At 65.1% G+C, this 20,287-nt stretch carries 21 protein-coding genes, 1 tRNA gene and 1 pseudogene; 8 read left to right on the top strand and 15 right to left on the bottom strand.

What is annotated here, in order from left to right:
- Window positions 1-49 precede the first annotated feature (49 nt).
- Entirely contained in the window at window positions 50-325 is a 276-nt protein-coding gene (locus tag DCM79_RS05975) for a metal-sensitive transcriptional regulator (RefSeq protein WP_126256923.1), read from the top strand.
- Between the two features lie 193 nt (window positions 326-518).
- Here the strand turns inward: DCM79_RS05975 and DCM79_RS05970 are convergent, their stop codons facing one another.
- Window positions 519-1,484 carry a YiiX/YebB-like N1pC/P60 family cysteine hydrolase gene (locus DCM79_RS05970; RefSeq protein WP_257179071.1) on the bottom strand — a complete coding sequence of 322 codons (966 nt, stop codon included), beginning with the start codon at window positions 1,482-1,484 and terminating at the stop codon, window positions 519-521.
- 192 nt (window positions 1,485-1,676) lie between these two features.
- Between DCM79_RS05970 and DCM79_RS05965 the strand changes: the two genes are divergently transcribed.
- Window positions 1,677-3,065 carry an NAD(P)/FAD-dependent oxidoreductase gene (locus DCM79_RS05965; RefSeq protein ID WP_257179070.1) on the top strand — a complete coding sequence of 463 codons (1,389 nt, stop codon included), beginning with the start codon at window positions 1,677-1,679 and terminating at the stop codon, window positions 3,063-3,065.
- 92 nt (window positions 3,066-3,157) lie between these two features.
- Here the strand turns inward: DCM79_RS05965 and DCM79_RS05960 are convergent, their stop codons facing one another.
- The 5 genes from DCM79_RS05960 to pheS form a co-directional block, all read right to left on the bottom strand.
- A complete protein-coding gene (locus DCM79_RS05960; protein WP_257179069.1) occupies window positions 3,158-3,928 on the bottom strand; it encodes a sulfite exporter TauE/SafE family protein in 771 nt (256 codons plus the stop codon).
- 54 nt (window positions 3,929-3,982) lie between these two features.
- Window positions 3,983-6,391, bottom strand: a complete 2,409-nt coding sequence (gene pheT, locus DCM79_RS05955; protein WP_257179067.1) for a phenylalanine--tRNA ligase subunit beta — start codon at window positions 6,389-6,391, stop codon at window positions 3,983-3,985.
- On the bottom strand, window positions 6,388-6,564 hold the full coding sequence (locus tag DCM79_RS05950; RefSeq protein WP_257179066.1) for an endonuclease domain-containing protein: 177 nt from the start codon (window positions 6,562-6,564) through the stop codon (window positions 6,388-6,390). The genes pheT and DCM79_RS05950 overlap by 4 nt, the downstream gene beginning before the upstream one ends.
- Entirely contained in the window at window positions 6,500-6,832 is a 333-nt protein-coding gene (locus DCM79_RS05945) for an endonuclease domain-containing protein (RefSeq protein WP_257179065.1), read from the bottom strand. Before DCM79_RS05945 ends, DCM79_RS05950 begins: the two co-directional genes overlap by 65 nt.
- A gap of 224 nt (window positions 6,833-7,056) precedes the next feature.
- Complete coding sequence (pheS, locus tag DCM79_RS05940) at window positions 7,057-8,139, bottom strand: phenylalanine--tRNA ligase subunit alpha (protein ID WP_257179064.1); 1,083 nt, start codon at window positions 8,137-8,139, stop codon at window positions 7,057-7,059.
- Between the two features lie 152 nt (window positions 8,140-8,291).
- On the opposite strand from pheS, the gene DCM79_RS05935 reads away from it, so the two are divergent.
- Window positions 8,292-8,705 carry a hypothetical protein gene (locus DCM79_RS05935; RefSeq protein WP_257179063.1) on the top strand — a complete coding sequence of 138 codons (414 nt, stop codon included), beginning with the start codon at window positions 8,292-8,294 and terminating at the stop codon, window positions 8,703-8,705.
- 8 nt (window positions 8,706-8,713) lie between these two features.
- Here DCM79_RS05935 and rplT read toward each other — a convergent pair whose 3' ends face one another.
- Both rplT and rpmI read right to left on the bottom strand, forming a co-directional pair.
- On the bottom strand, window positions 8,714-9,073 hold the full coding sequence (rplT, locus tag DCM79_RS05930; protein WP_028133567.1) for a 50S ribosomal protein L20: 360 nt from the start codon (window positions 9,071-9,073) through the stop codon (window positions 8,714-8,716).
- Window positions 9,074-9,154: 81 nt separating this feature from the next.
- Window positions 9,155-9,355, bottom strand: coding sequence for a 50S ribosomal protein L35 (gene rpmI, locus DCM79_RS05925; protein ID WP_008539890.1), 201 nt, complete (start codon window positions 9,353-9,355; stop codon window positions 9,155-9,157).
- Between the two features lie 271 nt (window positions 9,356-9,626).
- On the opposite strand from rpmI, the gene DCM79_RS05920 reads away from it, so the two are divergent.
- Complete coding sequence (locus DCM79_RS05920; RefSeq protein WP_257179062.1) at window positions 9,627-10,031, top strand: hypothetical protein; 405 nt, start codon at window positions 9,627-9,629, stop codon at window positions 10,029-10,031.
- Window positions 10,032-10,283: 252 nt separating this feature from the next.
- Here DCM79_RS05920 and infC read toward each other — a convergent pair whose 3' ends face one another.
- Complete coding sequence (gene infC / locus DCM79_RS05915; RefSeq protein WP_080672213.1) at window positions 10,284-10,823, bottom strand: translation initiation factor IF-3; 540 nt, start codon at window positions 10,821-10,823, stop codon at window positions 10,284-10,286.
- Window positions 10,824-11,072: 249 nt separating this feature from the next.
- Here infC and DCM79_RS05910 point away from each other — a divergent pair, with 249 nt between their 5' ends.
- Window positions 11,073-11,885: a carboxylesterase gene (locus DCM79_RS05910; RefSeq protein ID WP_257179061.1), complete on the top strand. Its 813-nt coding sequence runs from the start codon at window positions 11,073-11,075 to the stop codon at window positions 11,883-11,885.
- A 140-nt stretch (window positions 11,886-12,025) separates the two neighbouring features.
- A complete protein-coding gene (locus tag DCM79_RS05905; RefSeq protein ID WP_257179060.1) occupies window positions 12,026-12,496 on the top strand; it encodes a nuclear transport factor 2 family protein in 471 nt (156 codons plus the stop codon).
- Between the two features lie 166 nt (window positions 12,497-12,662).
- Here DCM79_RS05905 and DCM79_RS05900 read toward each other — a convergent pair whose 3' ends face one another.
- The 3 genes from DCM79_RS05900 to DCM79_RS05890 form a co-directional block, all read right to left on the bottom strand.
- Window positions 12,663-13,460, bottom strand: a complete 798-nt coding sequence (locus tag DCM79_RS05900; RefSeq protein ID WP_257179059.1) for a thioesterase family protein — start codon at window positions 13,458-13,460, stop codon at window positions 12,663-12,665.
- 166 nt (window positions 13,461-13,626) lie between these two features.
- Window positions 13,627-14,802 (bottom strand): tRNA epoxyqueuosine(34) reductase QueG, encoded by a 1,176-nt coding sequence (gene queG, locus DCM79_RS05895; protein ID WP_257179058.1) that lies wholly within the window; start codon window positions 14,800-14,802, stop codon window positions 13,627-13,629.
- Window positions 14,751-15,443 carry a glutathione S-transferase family protein gene (locus DCM79_RS05890; RefSeq protein ID WP_257179057.1) on the bottom strand — a complete coding sequence of 231 codons (693 nt, stop codon included), beginning with the start codon at window positions 15,441-15,443 and terminating at the stop codon, window positions 14,751-14,753. Before DCM79_RS05890 ends, queG begins: the two co-directional genes overlap by 52 nt.
- Before the next feature lie 169 nt (window positions 15,444-15,612).
- Here DCM79_RS05890 and DCM79_RS05885 point away from each other — a divergent pair, with 169 nt between their 5' ends.
- Complete coding sequence (locus DCM79_RS05885; protein ID WP_028133574.1) at window positions 15,613-16,419, top strand: undecaprenyl-diphosphate phosphatase; 807 nt, start codon at window positions 15,613-15,615, stop codon at window positions 16,417-16,419.
- 75 nt (window positions 16,420-16,494) lie between these two features.
- Here the strand turns inward: DCM79_RS05885 and DCM79_RS05880 are convergent, their stop codons facing one another.
- Entirely contained in the window at window positions 16,495-17,460 is a 966-nt protein-coding gene (locus DCM79_RS05880; RefSeq protein WP_257179056.1) for a complex I NDUFA9 subunit family protein, read from the bottom strand.
- 151 nt (window positions 17,461-17,611) lie between these two features.
- On the opposite strand from DCM79_RS05880, the gene DCM79_RS05875 reads away from it, so the two are divergent.
- Window positions 17,612-17,698, top strand: a tRNA-Leu gene (locus DCM79_RS05875).
- Window positions 17,699-17,993: 295 nt separating this feature from the next.
- Here DCM79_RS05875 and DCM79_RS05870 read toward each other — a convergent pair.
- Together DCM79_RS05870 and DCM79_RS05865 are read right to left on the bottom strand one after the other, a co-directional pair.
- Window positions 17,994-18,467: a lysozyme inhibitor LprI family protein gene (locus DCM79_RS05870; RefSeq protein ID WP_257179055.1), complete on the bottom strand. Its 474-nt coding sequence runs from the start codon at window positions 18,465-18,467 to the stop codon at window positions 17,994-17,996.
- 172 nt (window positions 18,468-18,639) lie between these two features.
- Window positions 18,640-19,910: pseudogene (locus DCM79_RS05865) on the bottom strand (MFS transporter).
- Between the last annotated feature and the right edge of the window lie 377 nt (window positions 19,911-20,287).

The following is a 20,287-nucleotide window of genomic DNA, read 5'->3' as shown; positions in this document are numbered from 1 at the left end:
CCTGTATCCGAGTCTTGCAACCCATACCCGGTAGGGGTATATAGACCGCATGCGCAAGGACATCAAGGCATCTGTCGGAAAACGCCTCGGCCGGATCGAGGGCCAGGTTCGCGGCCTCTCGAAAATGGTAGAGGAGGACCGCTACTGCATCGACATCGTGACGCAGATCTCGGCGGTGCGGGCCGCGCTGCGCCGGGTCGAGGAGGAGATCCTGAAGGATCACGTCGCCCATTGCGTCGAGCACGCCATCGCGAGCGGCGACAAGGTTGATCAACGCGCGAAGATCGCGGAGCTGATGGCGGTGATCGGACGGGCGGAGCGGTAGCGCACGCTCGCTGCGTTCCGGGCGAAGCGGGCGAAAGAATCGCGGTCTCGTAGGGTGGGCAAAGCGGAGCGTGCGCACCATCCGTCAGTGATCGCGGAAGAACGTGGGCACGGCGCTTTGCGCCTTTGCCCACCCTACGAGATCGGGCGAGATTTCTCTACCTCGTCATGCCCTTCGCCGGACGGCAGCAGATCTATGCGGCCATCGCCCGCGCCCGCTCGCGATACGTTGCGAGGTCGCTCAGTTGCACGAAATGCTCTGAGAAATTGGAGCCCATCTCCGCAAGGCGCGTGCTCACTTCTTCAGCGGGAATTTCAGCCGACGCCTCTTCGTCAATCGCTTCAGGAACGAGCGGCGGCGCCAAGAGCGTTTCTGGAAACACACTGAATGAGCCCGCTACCTCCTCGAGCGGCTTCTGCTTGTCGGCCCAGTGCAGCGCTGTGTAGTCGAAGCCGTGCACGATGGTGGGTTTGACGACTTCGAAATAGGGCGAGATGTCGAAGTCGCGGGGCATGTAGAGCGATGAATCGCGGATGTGCAGGATCTCGCGGCGCGCGGCGCGGCTGCCGGCCTTGGTGATCTTCGGCAGGATCGGGTAACGCACGGCATCGAACGCCTGCGCGATCAGCGCCGAGCAGATGATCTTGGTCGGATCGCCTGAGCCGATCGCGATCATGCGACGCCGCCAGCGCTGCGGTATCGGCATCGGAAACAGATAACGCATCAAGTCGACGATGTTCTTGGTGTCGTAGCCGAAGCCGATACGGTTGATTGCATAGCGGCAGACCGTGGTGCGATCCTCATAGGACAGCCCGACCGGGCGGCAGAGGCGGGTGTGATACGGGAAATATTTCGACAGCGGCGCAGAAGTGACGCCTTCGCCGATATTGGCCTCGATCAGCACATGCGGCTCGCCGTCGGGCTCCGCGGCGCCTTCGACCGGGCCGACATAGAGCGCGGCATGCGACCAGGTCGACTGGGTCAGATACTTGATGATGCCGGAGATGCGGTTGTTGCCCTCGACCAGCAGCACGTCGCCGGGCGCGATGACGCCGCGCAGGTGCTCCGGGTCGCTCGGCGTGAACGGCTCGTAGCCCGGCACCTCCTTGGAGAGGTACGCGGCAATCAGCTTGCCGACTGAATCCAGGACCGTCCCCATGTCGAACTCCCCCCACGGCCTTTTCCGGCCGTCTTTTTCCCTTCTCTATCATGGTCCAAACGTCTTGCAATTCGGTTCATCACTCCGTGAGGTCAAGCACGATTGATTCACCATGGTGGTTGCCGTGCAACATCAGATGCGGCAAGGTTCGCTGACTGTTCCCGTCCGCCGCAAGTCCTCGGAAACCATGACATGACAATCACGCGCCGCGGTTTCCTTGTCGCGTCGGCGGCTCTTGCCACGGTGCCGGCCCTGCGCGCCAACGCGGCCAGCCTCCCGCGCGAGGCCGACATCGTCGTGGTCGGGGCCGGGGCTGCGGGAATCGCTGCGGCGCGGCGCATCATGGCGACGGGCCGCAAGGTGATCGTGGTCGAAGCGGCGTCCCGGATTGGAGGCCGCTGTCTCACCGATACCACCACTTTCGACACGCCGTTCGACCGCGGTGCACGCTGGATGTACAATCCAGATACCAATCCGATGATCCGGCTGGCGCGCAACGCCGGGCTCGATGTGCTGCCGGCGCCGTCCGGCCAGAAGATGCGCATCGGCCGCCGCAACGCGCGAGCGGGCGAGACCGAGCAATTCCTGGCGGCGCTGGTGCGCGCCAACCGTGCCATCGACGAGGCGGCGCGCGGCAAGCTGGATACGTCCTGCGCGTCGGTGCTGCCGAAGGATCTCGGCGATTGGGCGGGCGCGGCCGAGTTCTTGCTGGGCGCGGGCTTCGCCGGCAAAGACCTCAAGGAGCTGTCGGCGATCGACAAGGGGCGCGCGCAGGACCGCAACGCGGCGATCGCCTGCCGTCAGGGCCTCGGCACGCTGATCGCCAAGCTCGGCGAGCAGGCGCCGGTGGCGCTGTCGACGCCGGCGAGCCGAATCGCCTGGGGCAATCGTGACGTCAGCGTGGAGACGCAAGCCGGCAAGATCGCCGCGCGCGCCGTCATCGTCACGGTCTCGACCAACGTGCTGACATCGGGCGCGATCAAGTTCGCGCCCGACATTCCCAAGCGCACGCTGGACGCGGCGTCAAAGCTCGGCCTCGGCAGCTACGATCGCATCATGCTGCAATTGCCGGGCAACCCGCTCGGCTTGTTGCGCGACGATATCCTGATCGAGCAGAGCAGCTCGACGCGGACGGGGCTGATGTTCGCCAATATCGGCGGCTCCTCGCTCTGCTCTATCGATGTCGGCGGCGCGTTCGGCCGCGAGCTTTCCGAGCAGGGCGAGAAGGCGATGGAGGCCTTTGCCAGGGAATGGATCACAAAACTGTTCGGCAGCGAAGCTGCTTCTGCGGTGCAGAAGACCAGCGCCACGCGCTGGAACGCATCGCCTTACGTGATGGGCGCGATGTCGGCGGCCTCCCCCGGCGGTCAGCTCTCGCGAAAGGTTTTGGCGGAGCCGATCGGCAACGTGTTCCTTGCCGGCGAAGCCACCCATGACACGCTGTGGGGCACTGTCGACGGCGCCTGGGACAGCGGCGAGCGCGCCGCAGACGCCGCCTTGCGCAAGATCGGCGCGCTCAAGGACGACCCTGCCGACGTGCCGACGCAGTCGACGAAGAAGCGGCGCGTGCCGAGGCAGTAGGGCACTCAGCCCGCCACAAATTCCGCCGTCGTCCCCGCGTTCGCACCAGATATGTGCATGCCCTCGTGCGTCTTCAGGGACGACAGCCGGTCTTATCGCAGCACCCCGTCCAGCACCGGCAGCCCCGCGATCACCGCCATCGCGATCAGCGCGTAGCAGATGCCGCGAAACACTCTCTCGCTGGCGCGTCCGAACAACGAGGCGCCGAACGCGACGCCGGCCGCATAGACCGGGCCGACGATTAGCGCCAGCGCAAGCGATTCGCGGCTGATCAGGCCGGTGGCCGCGTAACTGATCATCGAGAACAAATCGGAGGCGCCGAAGAACAGCACGATGTTGGCGCGCGCGACCATCGGCGCGATCGGACGACCGAGCCAGTAGCCGACGATCGGCGGGCCGCCGGTCTGGGCCAGGCCGCTACAGAAGCCGGAGAGCCCGCCGATGCCGACCGAGAGCCAGGCGTGGTCCTTGCCGCGATAGCGCCATCCCGACAGCAGCAGAAGCAGCAGCGCAGCGACGAAGCAGGAGATGATCCAGCGCGTGGTGACGGGCTCGAGCACGCTGAGGAAATAGGTGCCGGCGGGTACGCCGACCAGCGCGCCCAGCACGATCACCGCGGTGGCCTTGCGGTCGGCCCTGCGCCATGCGTCGGGCAGGAGCGGCGCGGCCGAGACGAAATCGATGACGAGCAGGAGTGCCGCGACCAGCCGCGGCGCGGCAATGCTGCTCGCCAGCGGCATGAAGATCAGCGCCGCGCCGAAGCCGGAGAAGCCGCGCGCGGTGCCCGAAACGAAAGCGACGGCGCAAAGCGCCATCGCGATGCTGAGGCTGACGTCCTTCGGGAGAAAGTCAGCAACGGTCATGTTTTCCATTCTGGAGCATGATGTCGTCCGAAAACCGCTTCACGCCTTTCGGCATCATGCTCGCAGAGTGCCGCCCGTCTTCTTCGTCACCTCGGCCACGATCTTGGCGGCGACGGCGTCGATCTCCTGATCGGTCAGCGTCTTCTCGCGCGGTTGGAGCGTGACCGCGATCGCGATCGACTTCTTGCCGTCATCGATGCCCTTGCCCTCATAGACGTCGAAGACGTTGACGCCGGTGATCAGCTTCTTGTCGACGCCTTGCGCGGCGCGCACGATGTCGCCCGTCTTCACGGTGCGATCGACGATGAAGGCGAAATCGCGCGACACCGGCTGGAACGCCGACAGCTCGATCACGGGCTTGGCGCGGGTCGGCTTCTTCTTTGCCTCGGGGATGCGGTCGAGGATCACCTCGAACACGACAAGCGGGCCGTCGGCGCCGAGCGCCTCCAGCGCGCGGGGATGCACCTCGCCGAAATATCCAAGCACGTTCTGCGGCCCGATCTGGATCGTGCCGGAGCGGCCCGGATGCAACCACGACGGTCCACCCGCGACGATCTGCAGCGCCTGCATCGGCGCACCGGCCGCGGCCAGAACGGCCAGCGCGTCGGCCTTCGCGTCAAACACGTCGGCCTGCGCCGAGCCCGACCAGTGCCGCCCCAGACCTTCGGACGAGGCAAAGCCGCGGCGAACGCCGCTTGCGGCCATGAACTGGTCCTGCGGGCGATCGCCCCTGAAGATCTGACCGACCTCGAACAGCGCGACATCGCTCATGCCGCGATTGGCGTTCGCCTGTGCCGCCGCGATCAGGCCCGCGAGCAGCGTCGGGCGCATGTCGGAGAGGTCCGACGCGATCGGGTTGGCGACTTCGAGCTCGCGCTGGCCGCCGCCGAACAATTCTGCCGCGGCCTTCGTGATGAACGACCAGGTCACGGCTTCGATGATACCGCGGCTTGCCAGCGCCCGCCTGGCGCGACGGGTGCGCAGCTGAAGCGGCGTCAGCACCGGCTTGCGGGCGTCCTCGCCGCGCTCGAACGGCGTCATCGGCACCTTGTCGACGCCGAAGATGCGGACGATCTCCTCGACGATGTCGGCCTTGCCGTGGACATCCGAGCGCCACGAGGGCACCGCGACCTTCACCACCGGGCCCGGGCCCGCCATCATGAAGCCGAGATGGGTCAGAATGCGCTTCATCTCGGCTTGGGGCACTTCAATGCCCGACAGGCGCTTGACCTCGGTGATCGGGAACTCGATCAGGCGATCGTCGCCAAAGGCCTTGCCGACCACGACATTCTCGGACGGCGTGCCGCCGCACATTTCCATCACCAGCTTGGTCGCGAGCTCCAGCCCGGGCACCATGAAGGCCGGATCGACGCCGCGCTCAAAGCGGTAGCGCGCGTCGGAATTGATGCCGAGCTTGCGGCCGGTCTGGGCGATGTTGATCTCGTTCCACAACGCCGATTCGATCAGCACGTCGGTGGTGGTCTCGTCGCAGCCCGAGGCTTCGCCACCCATGATGCCGGCCAGCGATTCGACGCCGTGCTCGTCCGCGATCACGCAGATCGCGGGATCGAGATTGTAGGTGCGGCCGTCGAGCGCGAGCAGGCTCTCGCCGTCGCGGGCGCGGCGCACGACGAGATTGCCCTTCACCTTCTTGGCGTCGAACACGTGCAGCGGCCGCGCGCGGTCGTAGGTCATGAAGTTGGTGATGTCGACCAGCGCGTTGATCGGACGCAGGCCGATCGCGGTCAGCCGCTTCTGCAGCCATTCCGGCGACGGCCCGTTCTTGACGCCGCGCACGAGACGAAGCGCGAAGCCCGGGCACAGCGCGGCGTCCTCCACCGTGACCTTTACCGGGCACGGGAATTCGCCCTTGATCGGCTTGATGGTGTGATCGACGAACTTGCCCATGTCGGCGGCGGCGAGATCGCGCGCGATGCCGTGCACGCCGGTGCAATCCTGCCGGTTCGGCGTCAGATTGATCTCGATCACGGGATCGCCGAGCGCGGCCCATTCGGCGTATCCGGCACCGATCGGTGCATCCGCCGGCAATTCCATGATGCCGTCATGGTCGTTGGAGATCTGCAGCTCGGCCGCCGAGCACAACATGCCGCGGCTCTCGACGCCGCGGATGGTGCCGATGCCGAGCGTGATGTCCTTGCCGGGAATGTAGGTGCCGGGCGGCGAGAACACACTGACGAGGCCCGCACGCGCATTCGGCGCGCCGCACACCACCTGCACCGGCGCGCGACCGTCACCGGTGTCGACCATGCAGACGCGCAGGCGGTCGGCATTCGGATGCTGTTCGGCCGAGATCACCTTCGCGATGGTGAAAGGCTTGAGCGCCTTCGCCTTGTCTTCGATGTTCTCGACCTCGAGCCCGATCATGGTGAGCTTGTCGGCGAGCTTTTCGAGCGGCTCGTCGGTGTCGAGATGATCCTTCAGCCAGGAGAGGGTGAATTTCATGGCTGCTTCTTCTCCACGGAGACGGTCTGCTCCCTCTCCCGCTTGCGGGGGAGGGTTGGGGTGGGGGCTCTCTCCGCGACGGTGGTCGCGATTGTTTCGAGAACGCCGCTACGATTTGTCATGACATCGAGATTGCTGAAGCGGAGCACCTTGAAGCCCTTTGCCTCGATCATGGCAGAGCGACGCGCATCGGCGCGTTCCCGCATCCGAGAAATGTTGGCCGCCATCGAGTTCGATGACGAGCTTGGCGGCATGGCAGATGAAATCGGCGACGTAGTGATCGATCGGCACCTGGCGGCGAAAGCTGGCGCCGTCCAGGCGGCCGGCGCGCAGTGCTGACCAGAGGATCCGCTCCGCGTCGGTCGAATTGCGCCTGAGCGCGCGCGCATTGGCGCGCAGCTTGGGCGATACTTTCCAATCCGGATGCTCGGGATCGACCATTGGCAGCCCCATCGCGGAGAAACCCTCTCCCCAACCCTCCCCCGCAGGCGGGGGAGGGAGTCCGGCCTGTCGAGCGGACGGAGAATACGTACCCACGAGACAAACGTCACCACGAGCACGCTCCATCCATTCCCTCCCCGGCTTGCGGGGGAGGGTCAGGGAGAGGGTTGTCTCCGCGGAGGGAAAGAAGAGAGCCGTCGCAGACTCACGCTGGAGACCGGGCATCACGAACTCAATCCCCCCGCCAGCGTCGGCACTTCCAGCGGCTTGAAGCCATAGTGGCTCAGCCAGCGCACGTCGCTGTCGAACAGCTGGCGCAGATCGGCGATGCCGTATTTCAGCATGGCGATGCGGTCGATGCCCATGCCCCAGGCGAAGCCCTGGTACTCGTCGGGATCGATGCCGCAGGCGCGCAGCACGTTCGGATGCACCATGCCGCAGCCGAGAATCTCGAGCCAGTCCTCGCCTTCGCCGAAGCGGATCTCGCCCTTGTCGCGGCGGCACTGGATATCGACTTCCAGCGACGGCTCGGTGAACGGGAAGAACGACGGGCGGAAGCGCATGTTGATGTGGTCGACCTCGAAGAACGCCTTGCAGAACTCGTGCAGGATCCATTTGAGGTGGCCGAGATGCGAGGTCTTGTCGATGACGAGGCCTTCGACCTGGTGGAATTGCGGCGTGTGGGTCGCGTCCGAATCGATGCGGTAGGTACGGCCCGGGCAGATCACGCGGATCGGCGGCTTCTGGCTCAGCATGGTGCGCACCTGCACCGGCGAGGTGTGGGTTCGCAGCAGCATGCGCGAGCCGTCCTCCTTCGGGTTGAAGAAGAACGTGTCGTGCATCTCGCGCGCGGGATGGCCTTCCGGGAAGTTCAGCTTGGTGAAATTGTAGTCGTCGGTCTCGATGTCGGGGCCTTCGGCGACCGAGAAGCCCATGTCGGCGAAGATCGTGGTCAGCTCGTCCCAGACCTGGCTCAGCGGATGGATGCGGCCGGCCTCGGCCTGAGCCTCGCGCAGCGGCAGCGTGACGTCGACGGTCTCGGACGCCAGTCGCGCATCGAGTGCCGCGGACTTCAGTACATCGCGTCGTGCGGCGAGCGCCTCGCCGACCTTGTCCTTGGCCTGGTTGATCGCCGCGCCTTGCGTCTTGCGCTCGTCGGGCGACATCTTGCCGAGCGTGGCGAGCAGCGCCGAGATCGAGCCCTTCTTGCCGAGGGCTGCGACGCGCACCGCTTCGAGCGCGGCTTCATCGCCGGCGGCGGCGATCTGGTCGAGGATGGATGTTTCGAGCGTTGCGAGGTCGGACACAGTCAAATCCTTGGCTCCAAATTCGGCTGGGTTGTCGCCGCCGGGAGGGCGTAACGTCAAGCGAAAAGCCGGCGTTTTCGGGCTCCCGCCCGGCTGGGTTGAACCTCGTGCGGGGGCGGGCCACCAAGGGAGGATACGAGGAGACCTTCGCGATGCCTTCGAAATGCTGTTGGGCCGTTCTGGCCGCTGTTCTGTCCATCGCCGGTACCCCGGCGCGCGCCATGGTCTGCATGGACCAATCCATGACGCTGGACGAGGTCGCGGCCGCCATCAGCAGCCAGAAGAGCTGCGCAAGCGCGATGAAGGTCTTCAGGGATTGCCAGCTGACCGCGAGCGGCGATGTCGAGCTCGGCGCCGCCGTCGAGCAGAAGTGCGAGGCGGACTTCAAGCCCGGCCTCAGTGCCGCGCAGGCGCAGGCCTACAAGCGCGAGATGCACGCATGCGACGTCAAGTACCGGAACAAGTCCGGCACCATGTATCAGTCGTTTACGGCATTCTGCCGGGCGGAGGTCGCCCAGCGTTACTCGCAACGCGCGCTGCAGGCTGCGGGCCGGAAGGCCCGCTAGCGCAAGCCTTACGCTGCCAGCGCAGCCTTGGCCTTCTCGGCGATGGCCTGGAACGCGGCGGGCTCGTTGATCGCGAGATCCGACAGCACCTTGCGGTCCACGGTGATCCCGGACTTGGCCATGCCGTCGATAAATCGGCTGTAGGTCAGGCCGAACGGACGGACGGCAGCGTTGATGCGCTGGATCCAGAGCGCGCGGAACGTCCGCTTCTTACGCTTGCGGTCCCGGAAGGCGTATTGCATCGCCTTCTCGACCGCCGGCTTGGCGGCGCGGATGGTGTTCTTGCGGCGACCGTAGAAGCCCTTGGCGGCCTTGTAGACTTTCTTGTGCTTGGCGTGGGCGGTCACACCGCGTTTGACGCGAGACATGACGAAATCCTTCAGAGATGACTTTGGTTATCGGATTGCCGCGCAACGGCGCGGCACGTTCGGCAGTGATCGTGGACGCGATCAGGCGTTCGGCAAGAAGTACTTCTTGACGTTGTCGCCGTCGGTCTTGAACAGCACGCGGGTGCCGCGGAGCTGACGGATCTGCTTCTTTGTCCGCTTGATCATGCCGTGACGCTTGCCGCGCTGGGCGTGCATCACTTTGCCGGTGGCAGTCACCTTGAAGCGCTTTTTAGCGCCCGATTTGGTCTTCAGCTTGGGCATTTGGCTCTCCTAATGGCCACAGAGATCCGCCCGCGAAGGCGGCTGGCCGTCAAAAATGCTCGTTAGAGCGTTGATTGTGCTCAGGTTTTACGAACTAGCGCGAAACCCGCACGGACACCGCCACGGCAGCCCTTAATCAGCCGGGCGATGAAGGCTGGGCTTATGGCAGAGGACAAGCCAATTGGCAACGATGAACCGACGGAACTTGGTCGGCGACTATCCGATGTTGCCACCCCCATGTCCCAGCCGTGTCGCCCGGAGCAGGACCAAAATGGCTCGTCATTCCCGATCGCTTTCGCTTTTGACCGGTTTCGCCCGCCCGCGCCGTCTGGCGCTGTTCGCCGTGCTCGCCACGGCCGCGCTGCCCTCGACTGCCGACGCCCGCGTCGGCAGCTATGACGGCATCTGGAATGTCACCTTCGCCACCACCCGGGGCAATTGCAGCTCGGGCTACAGCGTGCCCTTCACCGTCATCGGCCGCCGGGTCTCGTCCGCCGGCGGGGGCCGGGTCTCCGGCACGGTCATGCGCGGCGGCGCCGTCGCGGTCCAGGTCTCGGTCGGCGCGTCCCACGCCAGCGGCGGCGGCCGGCTCGCCGGCGTGAACGGCACCGGCTCGTGGAAGGGCGTCATTTCCGGCGACCCCTGCAGCGGCACCTGGCAGGCGACAAGGACCTGAATAGGCGCAAACCATCGCCACGACGGCGGTGCGCTCCCTCCCCCGCTTGCGGAGGAGGGTCGGGGAGAGGGTGCCTCCGCAAGCGAGAATCCCCAAGAGGCGAAAGCCCTCACCCGCCGCGCTGCGCGCGTCACCCTCTCCCGCAAGCGGGCGAGGGTGCAGCGGAGTTCGCCGCTCGCATCCTTCAAAACAAACGGCCCGCCGGAGATCCGGACGGGCCGTCAAACTTGCTATGGTCCCAACCAGTCGCGATCAGCGCGGCGCCAGCACCATGACGACCTGGCGGCCTTCGAAGCGCGCGTCCTGCTCGACCTTGGCGAGCTCGGCCACGTCGGTCTTGATCTTGTCCAGAAGCTTGGTGCCGATCTCCTGGTGCGCCATTTCGCGGCCGCGATAGCGCAGCGTAATCTTGACCTTGTCGCCTTCTTCGAAGAACCGCTGCATCGCGCGCATCTTCACGTCGTAATCGTGATCGTCGATCATCGGGCGGAGCTTGATCTCCTTGATTTCGACGGTCTTCTGCCGCTTGCGGGCTTCGGCGGCTTTCTTCTGTGCCGAATACTTGTACTTCCCGTAGTCCATAATTTTGCAGACGGGAGGGCTGACATTCGGCGAGATCTCGACCAGATCCATGCCGGCTTCCTGAGCCATGCGGATTGCCATAACTGTCTCGACGGTGCCTTTGTTGTCACCGGCCGCGTCGATCAGCTGGATCTGCGCATTGCGGATATCATCATTGATGCGCGGCCCGTCTTTGCTGGCAGCGGGCGGAGCTTTATTAGGACGGCGAATGGGTGGTTCTCCAAAGTTGTGAAAGAAGCGGCTATCTTGAAGGAAGATGCGGTTGCCGGCAAGCAAGTCGCTCGTGCAGGAAGCGAAAAACCCTCAAATGCGAGGCATTTTGGTCACGCCCGGGCACGCTGATCGACATAGACACCTTGCTTCTGTTCCGCAAGCGTCCCAAAGGGCCAATGCCGCATCCGATTGCGCCGCAGAAGGCGCCCCCAACAGCTCAAACCGCACAGTCAGAGTAAACGTTCCATGACCGATCCAAATCCCGATGCCGTGCTCGACTTCATCGATGTGGGCGAGGGGCCGTCCGCACGGAGGATCGCGGTCCGCCACCGTGCAGGCAGCGGCCCTGGCCTGGTCTGGCTGGGCGGATTCAAGTCGGACATGCAGGGCGGCAAGGCCGTCGCGCTGGACGGCTGGGCCCGGGATCATGGCCGCGCCATGGTCCGGTTCGACTATTCCGGTCACGGCGAATCCGGCGGCGATTTCGCCGATGGAACCATCGGCCGCTGGCTCGAGGACAGCGTTGCGGTATTCGAACGCTTCTGCGAGGGCCCGCAGGTTCTGATCGGCTCGTCCATGGGCGGCTGGATGGCACTGCTGCTCGCGCGCGAGATCAAGAAGCGGCAACAGCAACAGGAGAAGAAGCAACAAGCCAAGGCCTCGCTCGCCGGGCTCGTGCTGATCGCGCCGGCGCCCGATTTCACCGAAGAGCTGATGTGGAAGAATTTTTCGCCGGCGGTGAAGCAGGAGATCGAGACCAAGGGCGTCTGGATGAGGCCGTCGGACTATGGCGACGGCTCGCCCTATCCGATCACGCGGAACCTGATCGTGGAGGGCCGCAACCATCTCGTGCTCGGCAGCGCCATCGATCTCGGCTGCCCGGTCCGCATCCTGCAGGGTGCGAAAGATCCCGACGTGCCCTGGCAGCACGCCTTCGCGCTGACGCACCGTCTGCCGGCCGACGACGTCGTGTTGACCATGATCCAGGACGGCGACCACCGCCTCTCCCGCCCGCAGGACATCGCCCGCATTCTTGCAGCGGTCGCCGAGATCGGGTGAAGTGTAACTCGCTGTCATTGCCCGCGAAGGCGGGCAATCCAGTACTCCAGAGACGGCAGCGATAGAACCGAAAGGCCGTGGCGTACTGGATGCCCCGCCTGCGCGGGGCATGACGGAGAACGAGAGAGGGAGAAGCGCCAATGACAGACACCACCGCCATGCTGCGGGCGTTCTGCGCCGCCGTCGAGCAGCGCAACGGCCGCGCCTTCGCCGAATTGTTCACTGAGGACGGCGTCTATCACGACGTCTTCTACGGCGCGTTCACAGGCCGCGCGAAAATCGCCGCGATGATCGACGATTGGTTCTATCGCACCGCGACCGATTTCCGCTGGGACATGCATGACCCCGTTTCGGACGGCACCACGCTCTATGCGCGCTACACCTTCAGCTATCGCTCGACCCTGCCGGAAGCGAACGGCGCGCGGGCGATGTTCGAGGGCGTCGCGATCATGACGCTGAAGGGCGGAAAGATCGCGAGCTATCACGAGGTCGCCAACACCGCGCCGGCGTTCGTCGATCTGAACTTCGCGCCGGAACGCATCGCCAAGATCGTCGCCAAGCAGGGCGCCGAGCTCAAGGCGCGACCGGAGATGCAGCGACATTTGGGATAGGCGCGTCTCCCTCCACATCGTCATTCCGGGGCGCGCCACTTGGCGCGAGCTATGGTGCGCAATTGCGCACCTGAGAATCCATCGGGCCGCAGGAATGGAGGAGGAATGGATTCCGGGCTCGTGCTTCGCACGCCCCGGAATGACGGACAGAGGGTGGCGCGCGCTCCTACCGCTTCGACGGATTCGCCATCGGCTTGCGCTGCGCCAGCGCGGCGACCGTCGCGGTGCCGATCGGGCCCTGCTCGTCATAGAGCCAGCATTCGCCGATCGCGACGCCATCGGTGGCGTGGTGGTTCACCACCTCGAAGCCGATCCACTTCGTCACCGGCAGTCGGTGCAGATAGATCGTGACGTCGCTGTTGATGTAGCCGAGGCCGTTGTCGCCGGCATTGGCGAACGGGCTGGCGAAATCGGCGCCAACGGCGACATGGACGAACGGCGTCATCGGCACGCCGGCAACGAGCTCGCGCACCTCGCTCATCCAGAGCCGGCGCGGCCCGAGCGAGCCCATGTGCCCGACGATCGGGCGCGTCGTCCATTTGCCGTTCATGCCGAGCCTCGGATCGGTCGGCTTCGGAATCTCGTCCGGCTTCGGCACCTCCCAGTTCGGCGGCGACCAGACGTTGCCTTCGGGATTTTGCGTCCTGCGCAGCAGCTGGCAGGAGGCGCGCGCCATGCTGACGCCGCCGGAGACGAATTCCGCTTCGACCACGCGGATGCGCAGACCGTCGCGCACGAGGCGCGTCGTCACCTCGATCGGCTTGTCGATGGTCGGCAGGCGAAACATGTCGACGGTGAGCCGCGCCGGCACGAAGTCGGGACCGGAATGGCGCTCCTCGATGGCAAAGCCGAGCAGGCCGACGATGACGCGACCGTGCAGCGATTTCGGATCCCAGGGACCATTGGCCACTTCCGTCGGATGGAATGTATCGCCGTCGCGGGTGAAGAAAGGCATGTTTGTCATGCGCGCGAGATTGCGGGATTGGGTGGGGAAATCAAGGTCTCAGCCACGACGACAGCTGTCATCGCCCGCGCAGGCGGGCGATCCAGTACTCCGTGACAGCAGTGATTGAATCGATGGGCCGCGGCGTACTGGATTCCCCGCCTACGCGGGGAATGACAGTGGTGGGCTAGGAGGCAGCCTTCCACTCCTCACGCACGCTCTCGTCGTGCTCGCTGCTCGCGGCAGCAGACTTCATCGCCTCAAACTCTTCCCGAACGACCAACTGCCCCAGCGCCCACACCGCCGCCCCACGCACCAGCGGACTCTCATCGTCCAGCAGCCGCCGTGCCTCGTTTGCCAGCGTTGCCTCACCGGAGTTGCCGATCGCGATCAGCACGTTGCGCAAGAAGCGGTCGCGGCCGATGCGCTTCACCGGCGACTTCGTGAACAGCGCACGAAAGGTGGAATCGTCGAGCCGTGCCAGTTCGGCAAGCGACGGCGCGCGCAATTCGTCGCGCGCGGCGAGCTTGGTCTCGCGTCCCTCCTGCGCGAACTTGTTCCACGGACATGCCGCAAGACAATCATCGCAGCCGTAGATGCGATTGCCGATGGCTTTGCGGAATTCGCGCGGGATCGGTCCCTTGTTCTCGATCGTGAGATAGGAGATGCAGCGCCGTGCATCCAGCTTGTACGGCGCTGGGAAGGCCGACGTCGGACAGATGTCGAGGCAGGCCCGGCACGAGCCGCAATGATCGATCTCGGCGGCGTCGCGCGGCAGCTCCAGCGTGGTGTAGATCGCGCCGAGGAACAACCATGAGCCGAACTCGCGCGAGACGAGGTTGGTGTGCTTGCCTTGCCAACCGAGACCCGCAGTCTGCGCCAAGGGCTTCTCCATCACCGCCGCGGTGTCGACGAACACCTTCACGTCCGACGGCGCGGTCGCGACCAGCCAGCGCGCCAGCGCCTTCAGCCTCTTCTTGATGAGGTCGTGATAATCGTCGCCCTGCGCATAGACCGAGATCGCCGCGCGCGTGCGCTGCTTCAAGATTGCGAGCGGATCGGAGTCGGGACCGTAATTGACGCCGAGCATGATCACGCTGCGCACGTCGCTCCACAGTCCGCGCGGATCGACGCGGCGCTCCGGCTGCGCCGCGAGCCAGTCCATATCGCCATGGCCGCCGGAGGCGATGAATTGGAGAAAGTATTTTCCGGCCGCTTCGATCGTGCCCGGTGCGGTGATGCCGATGCAGTCGAAGCCGAGCGCGAGGGCTTCGCGCTCGAGCGCCGTCTTCAGTTCAGTCGGATCGGAGTTCAGAAATCTAGGTCCACGTAGGTCCGCGATGCCGGCACGCCGGCCAGCCATTCGCTCAGCAGCGGACGGAACGACGGGCGGGATTTCACCCGCGCGTACCACGCCTTTGCTGCGTCGTCCTCGCTCCATGGCACATCGCCCAGATAGTCGATCGCCGAGAGATGCGCCGCGGCGGCGAGATCCGCGTAGGTGATCCGGTCGCCGGCGAGGAAATTGCGGGTCTGCGCCAGCCAGCCGATATAGGCCAGATGATAGCGCACATTGGCCTTGGCGGCGCGCATCACGTCGGCCGACGGCGGCCCGCCACCGTTCTCCTCGCTCATGAAGCGCTTGTAAATGCGCTCGGTGACGAGGGGATGCGAGACCTCCTCGAAGAATTTTTCGTTGAACCAGGCCATCAACCGGCGCACCTCGACGCGCTCGGCAAGCGTCTCCGGCATCAGGCGCTTCACGCCCATCTCGGCGCCATAGGCCTCGTCGACATATTCGGCGATGATCGCCGCGCCCGGCACGGGCGCCTGCTCGTCGTCCACCAAGACGGGCGTCGTGCCGGCGGCGTTGAGCAACAGAAATGCCTCGCGCCGTTCCCAGCTGCGTTCTTCGACCAGCTTGAGGTCGAGCCCGTATTCACCCGCGATCAGGCGGATGAAGCGCGAATGCGGACAGAACGGATGATGAAACAGCGTAAACATGAAGCCTTTGACTATTTGATGGTGCTTAAGAATCCATCAATGTTTGTGCGGCGCCACACTAGTCCTTCATAACCGCGAGGCAAGGGCGTGATTTCGCATTTTGCGATTGCGGCATGGGGGCGAATAGGCGAGAAGAGCCCCGCTTTTCAAGCCGAAATGGACCGTAAATATGTCAGACGCAATACGGGCAGTGATCCTCGGCATCATCGAGGGTGTGACCGAGTTCCTTCCCGTATCCTCGACCGGCCATTTGCTGCTCGCTGAGCGCTTCTTCCATCTCGGCGAAGGCGCGTTCTGGGATTCGTTCACGGTTTTGATCCAGCTCGGCGCGATCCTCGCCATCGTCGGGCTCTACTTCAGGAAGCTCTGGGACGTCGTGATCGGCATGTTCACGGGCGATGCCGATGCGCGCCGCTTCGTGATCGGCGTGCTGGTGGCGTTCCTGCCGGCTGTGATCGTCGGCCTCGTCGCCGGCAAGTACATCAAGGCCTTGCTGTTCAATCCCTGGGTCATCTGCTTCACGCTGATCGTCGGCGGCGCCATCCTGCTCTGGATCGACAAGCTCGAGCTGAAGCCGCGCGAGCACGACGCCACCAGGTTTCCGCTTCTGATGTATCTCTATATCGGCATCGCGCAGTGCGTGGCGATGATCCCGGGCGTATCGCGCTCCGGCGCCAGCATCGTCGCTGCGATGCTGCTCGGGGCCGATAAGCGCGCGGCGGCGGAGTTCTCGTTCTTCCTCGCCATCCCCACCATGATCGGCGCGTTCGCCTACGACTTCTACAAGAGCCGCGCCGAGATGACGACGGACCATATGGGCATCGTCGCGATCGGCTTCGTGGTGTCCTTCATCACCGCCATCATCGTGGTGAAGACGTTCTTGACCTACGTCACCCGCCACGGCTTCGTGGTGTTCGCCTGGTGGCGTGTCATCGTCGGCACGCTCGGCCTGATCGCGCTGGCGCTCGGGCAGTAGCCTCGAAGTTCAGGTTACAGCAGTCTCAACGCTGAAACTCGTCAGGCCCGGCCACGACGACGGAGAGACGACCCCTCACGCGCTCTTGCGCTGGAACTGGCCGGCCGCGCGGAAGCGCCAGAGGTATTGCGGGGCGATCGCTTCCAGCGAATCGGCGGCGATGCCGAGCCCTTCCAGCGTCAGGCCGGCGGCCTTTGCCGCCTCCGACACGACGTTGTCGCGCTCGAGCAGCGTGACCTGGTCCGGCGTCAGCTTGAACGCGCCCGGCGCGAATTGCAGGAAGGCGGCCTTGAAGCGGGCGAGGCCGAACGGCAGCGGCACCAGCATCCGCTCGCGGTCGGTGATCTCGAGGATGATTTCGATGATCTCGCGCATGGTCAGCACCTCGGGCCCGCCGAGCTCGTACGTCGCGCCCGCCTTGGCCTTGCCATCGACGGCGTCCGCGATCGCCGTGGCGACGTCGCCGACATAGACCGGCTGCATCCTGGTCTCGCCGCCGATCAGCGGCAGCACCGGCGACATCCGGGCCAGCGCGGCGAAGCGGTTGGTGAACTGGTCCTCGGGGCCGAACATCACGGAAGGGCGGAAGATCGTCGCCGAGGGCACCGCGGCCAAGACCGCCGCCTCGCCGGCCGCCTTGGCCTTGGCATAGTGCGAGGGCGATTCGGCATCGGCCCCGATCGCGGAGACATGCACCAGGCCGGCGCCGGCCGCGGCCGCCGCCTTGGCGACCGTTTCGGCGCCCCTGGCCTGGACCGCCTCGAAGGTCTGCTCGCCGCCCTCGGCGAGGATGCCGACCAGATTGATCACGACGTGCGAATCGCGCAGCGCCGCCTCGACCGAGGCCGGATAGCGCAGATTCGCCTGCACGGTATGGACCTGCCCGACCCGGCCGGAGGGCTGGAGGTATCCGGCCAGTTCCGGCCGCCGCACCGCGACCCGAACCCGGTAATCGCGCTTGCACAGGGCACGGACGACATTCCGGCCCAAAAATCCCGAACCGCCGAAAACCGTGACCAGCGTGTCCAGATTCGATGCCATGGGAGCCATTCCTGCGGAAAAGAGTGCGTCTTGTCAGGCTTGTATCGGGCCGGTTTGCGATGCGCAATCGGCATCCCGAACCGCCCTTCAAGCATGAATTGACAACGGCGTCACCGAACCGTAGTAACCGCCTCCGTGCCCCAAACGGCATGCCCAGGTGGTGGAATTGGTAGACGCGCTGGCTTCAGGTGCCAGTGGCTTAACGGCCGTGAAGGTTCGAGTCCTTTCCTGGGCACCATATCCTGTTCAAGCGCTTGAAATCGCTCATTTGCATGGGATTTGAGCCGCTGATCGTCCCAAGACCGGGACACAGCGCTCATAGGTACCGAATGGCCTCCATCGCTCGTCGGCCCGACTCAGATCGCAGGCGAGCTGGGGGCGGCTGGCTTGGTCGATCGCTCGGCAAGCGCTACGCGCCCACAGCCGTCGCCCGGATGCCAGGTGATCCATGAACGACGTCCACCGCGCTCGCGGCCGAAGCCCTCGTTGCGATGGAGCAAAAGGCCGGCAAAGCTGATGACGACCAGCGGCTCTCAGTGCTCGTTCACCGCAGCGCCGAGCTTGATCAGGCTCAGCGCGTGGTTCGCGGTCTCGCGCAGGCGGCAGTAGCTCGCGCCGCCCTTGTACATGCCGGGATCGACTTTATCGAAGGCCGCGCAGAAGCGATCACGCGAGGCGGCGAAAGTTTTCTGAGATTCCTCGGCGGCCTTGATCACATCGGTGAACCCGCCGGCCTTGACCTTCTTCAGCGCCTCGCTGGTTTTCTGCGTCCAAACCGCGAGTTCGCGCGCCGCACAGGCTTTCCATTTGGCGACGTCGTCATTCGCGCCGTCTGCCGCCTTGATGCAGGGGTCGGCGACGAGCCCGACGCACGCGCCGCCAAAACCGCCGGTTTTCTCCGCGGTCTTCAGGCAGGCATCGATCACTGCAAGGTCGGCCGGCGCGGTGCCTTGGGCGGTGCCTTGGGCGAAAGCCATCGATGCGAGCGGGAGGCTTGCGGCGAGCATCGCGGCGGCAAGTTTGAGCTTCATTGGAGATCTCCGTTCGGCGCATCGAAGCTTTGGTCATCGAAGGCCGAGCATTGGTTCACCTGGGTATGGCATAGGATTCGATCTGCCTTGGATCGACAGAGGTGGCGCTCAGGCCTGCGCTCGGGGCAGGTATCAGTGGACCGTCCCCTCACACCACCGTCTTCCCCACCCTTTCCGCCACCGCCTTCTGCACGAAATACATCGCCACCAGCGCGATGAGCGTCGTGGCGACGACGACGTAGCCGATCCGGTCGAAATGGAGCAGCGCGCCGTCGGGCGCCTGCGCGATGATCGCGCCGGCGAGCACCGAGCCGAGGCCGCCGGAGAGCTGCTGCAGCGAGGCGCTGATGGCGCTGAACGAGCCGCGTTGGTCGGGATCGGGGATCGCCGACATCAGTGCCTGCGACGGGATCATGCGCGAGAAGATGCCGACGAACATCAGCACGTTGACGAGGATCGCGGTCGCGAGCGTGACGTGGCCGAGATGGGTGTAGATCAGCACCATGATCACCGACACCACGCTGCCGAACACGAAGGTCGGGTACTTGCCGAACGCGTCGCTGGCGCGGCCGACCAGCGGCCCCGTGACGATGCTGAACAGGCCGGAGACGAGATAGATCGTGGGCAGATGCGTGATGTCGATGCCGAGATTGTTCACGGTGAAGGCGCTGGAGAACGGCATCAGCATGTATCCGCCGGTCGCCAGCAGCGTCGTGACCGCGAACGCCAGCGTATAGCGCGGCTGCGCGAGCGTCGCGACCAGATGGTGGAACGGGTTTCTGTCCTGCTTCAGCTTCAGATGCGCATCGACCGGCTTCATGGCGAAGGCGATGACGGCGATGGCCGCAATCGACACCACGACGATCGCGATGAAGCAGACATGCCAGCTCCAGCGATTGGCGAGAAACAGCCCGGCGGGAATGCCGAGCACCTGGCTCGCCGCAAACGCGGTCTGGATAATCCCCATCGCGCGGCCGCGGATATGCAGCGGGAACAGATCGGTGATGATGGCGAGCACGACCGCGCCGATCACGCCGCCGAACAATCCGGTCACGATCCGGCCGAGCAGCAGCACATGGAAGTTCGGCGCAGCCGCGCAGAGCGCGGTGCCGAGCGTGAAGCCGACATAGAAGAACAACAGCAGGCGCTTGCGATCGAAGCGATCGGCAAAGCCGGCGGCAGCACGCCGGAGATACCGGCGCTGAACGCGTAGGCCGACACCGCGACGCCGAACTGGGTGGCCGTGATGTCGAGCGCGGGCATCAGGATGGCGCCGAGCGGCGACATGATGATGAAGTCGAGGATGATAGTGAACTGCGTGAACGCGAGCAGCGCGATGAGGAGCGCCTGATAGCGCGAAAATCCGCGCGGGGGTTCCGATGGGGCGTCGATCGGCGCGGCGAGCCTCTGTTCGGTCATGGATCTCGATTTCGTCGGGGGCGGGGAGAGAAAGCGGAAGATGGGGTGCGCCTATGTGATTTTCACGGGGCGCACGGCCCTCATTCCTGCTGGAATCTGAAGCTCGCGCCGGGTTGTGGGATCCGTGCAACAGCCCGCGATCCGATCAGCCGTCCGGCTTCTTCGCCAAAGGCGTGCGCGGGACGAAAAGCCGGGGCGCTGGCCCGCACCCCATGAATATGGGGGGACGGAATGTCGCGCGGTCCCCCGCGCCTCCGGCGTCTTCCAAAGCCATGACCTGCGTGCTTTGAGTGGCGTGCCAACGTCAATCGCGTTGACGTGGTGGCGGCCTGGGGGTTGGACGTAACGGCGGTCTTCGTTCGTCGTGCGCCACTTGC

Origin of the sequence: Bradyrhizobium sp. WBOS07 (assembly GCF_024585165.1) — a bacterium.
In the GTDB taxonomy this organism is placed as follows: domain Bacteria; phylum Pseudomonadota; class Alphaproteobacteria; order Rhizobiales; family Xanthobacteraceae; genus Bradyrhizobium; species Bradyrhizobium japonicum_B.
The sequence above is the reverse complement of the archived record's forward strand: the minus strand, read 5'-3'. Positions and strand labels throughout refer to the sequence as shown.

Bases quoted from the DNA above. Each gene is read 5' to 3' on its own strand.
- DCM79_RS05960 (WP_257179069.1), bottom strand. From the start codon at position 3,928: ATGACCGTTGCTGACTTTCTCCCGAAGGACGTCAGCCTCAGCATCGCG.
- DCM79_RS05945 (WP_257179065.1), bottom strand. From the start codon at position 6,832: ATGGTCGATCCCGAGCATCCGGATTGGAAAGTATCGCCCAAGCTGCGC.
- DCM79_RS05890 (WP_257179057.1), bottom strand. From the start codon at position 15,443: ATGTTTACGCTGTTTCATCATCCGTTCTGTCCGCATTCGCGCTTCATC.
- DCM79_RS05975 (WP_126256923.1), top strand. From the start codon at position 50: ATGCGCAAGGACATCAAGGCATCTGTCGGAAAACGCCTCGGCCGGATC.
- rpmI (WP_008539890.1), bottom strand. From the start codon at position 9,355: ATGCCCAAGCTGAAGACCAAATCGGGCGCTAAAAAGCGCTTCAAGGTG.
- DCM79_RS05885 (WP_028133574.1), top strand. From the start codon at position 15,613: ATGTCAGACGCAATACGGGCAGTGATCCTCGGCATCATCGAGGGTGTG.
- DCM79_RS05880 (WP_257179056.1), bottom strand. From the start codon at position 17,460: ATGGCATCGAATCTGGACACGCTGGTCACGGTTTTCGGCGGTTCGGGA.
- pheT (WP_257179067.1), bottom strand. From the start codon at position 6,391: ATGAAATTCACCCTCTCCTGGCTGAAGGATCATCTCGACACCGACGAG.
- rplT (WP_028133567.1), bottom strand. From the start codon at position 9,073: ATGTCTCGCGTCAAACGCGGTGTGACCGCCCACGCCAAGCACAAGAAA.
- DCM79_RS05950 (WP_257179066.1), bottom strand. From the start codon at position 6,564: ATGATCGAGGCAAAGGGCTTCAAGGTGCTCCGCTTCAGCAATCTCGAT.
- DCM79_RS05900 (WP_257179059.1), bottom strand. From the start codon at position 13,460: ATGACAAACATGCCTTTCTTCACCCGCGACGGCGATACATTCCATCCG.
- DCM79_RS05910 (WP_257179061.1), top strand. From the start codon at position 11,073: ATGACCGATCCAAATCCCGATGCCGTGCTCGACTTCATCGATGTGGGC.
- DCM79_RS05935 (WP_257179063.1), top strand. From the start codon at position 8,292: ATGCCTTCGAAATGCTGTTGGGCCGTTCTGGCCGCTGTTCTGTCCATC.
- queG (WP_257179058.1), bottom strand. From the start codon at position 14,802: ATGGCTGGCCGGCGTGCCGGCATCGCGGACCTACGTGGACCTAGATTT.
- DCM79_RS05965 (WP_257179070.1), top strand. From the start codon at position 1,677: ATGACAATCACGCGCCGCGGTTTCCTTGTCGCGTCGGCGGCTCTTGCC.
- DCM79_RS05920 (WP_257179062.1), top strand. From the start codon at position 9,627: ATGGCTCGTCATTCCCGATCGCTTTCGCTTTTGACCGGTTTCGCCCGC.
- DCM79_RS05905 (WP_257179060.1), top strand. From the start codon at position 12,026: ATGACAGACACCACCGCCATGCTGCGGGCGTTCTGCGCCGCCGTCGAG.
- DCM79_RS05870 (WP_257179055.1), bottom strand. From the start codon at position 18,467: ATGCTCGCCGCAAGCCTCCCGCTCGCATCGATGGCTTTCGCCCAAGGC.
- DCM79_RS05970 (WP_257179071.1), bottom strand. From the start codon at position 1,484: ATGGGGACGGTCCTGGATTCAGTCGGCAAGCTGATTGCCGCGTACCTC.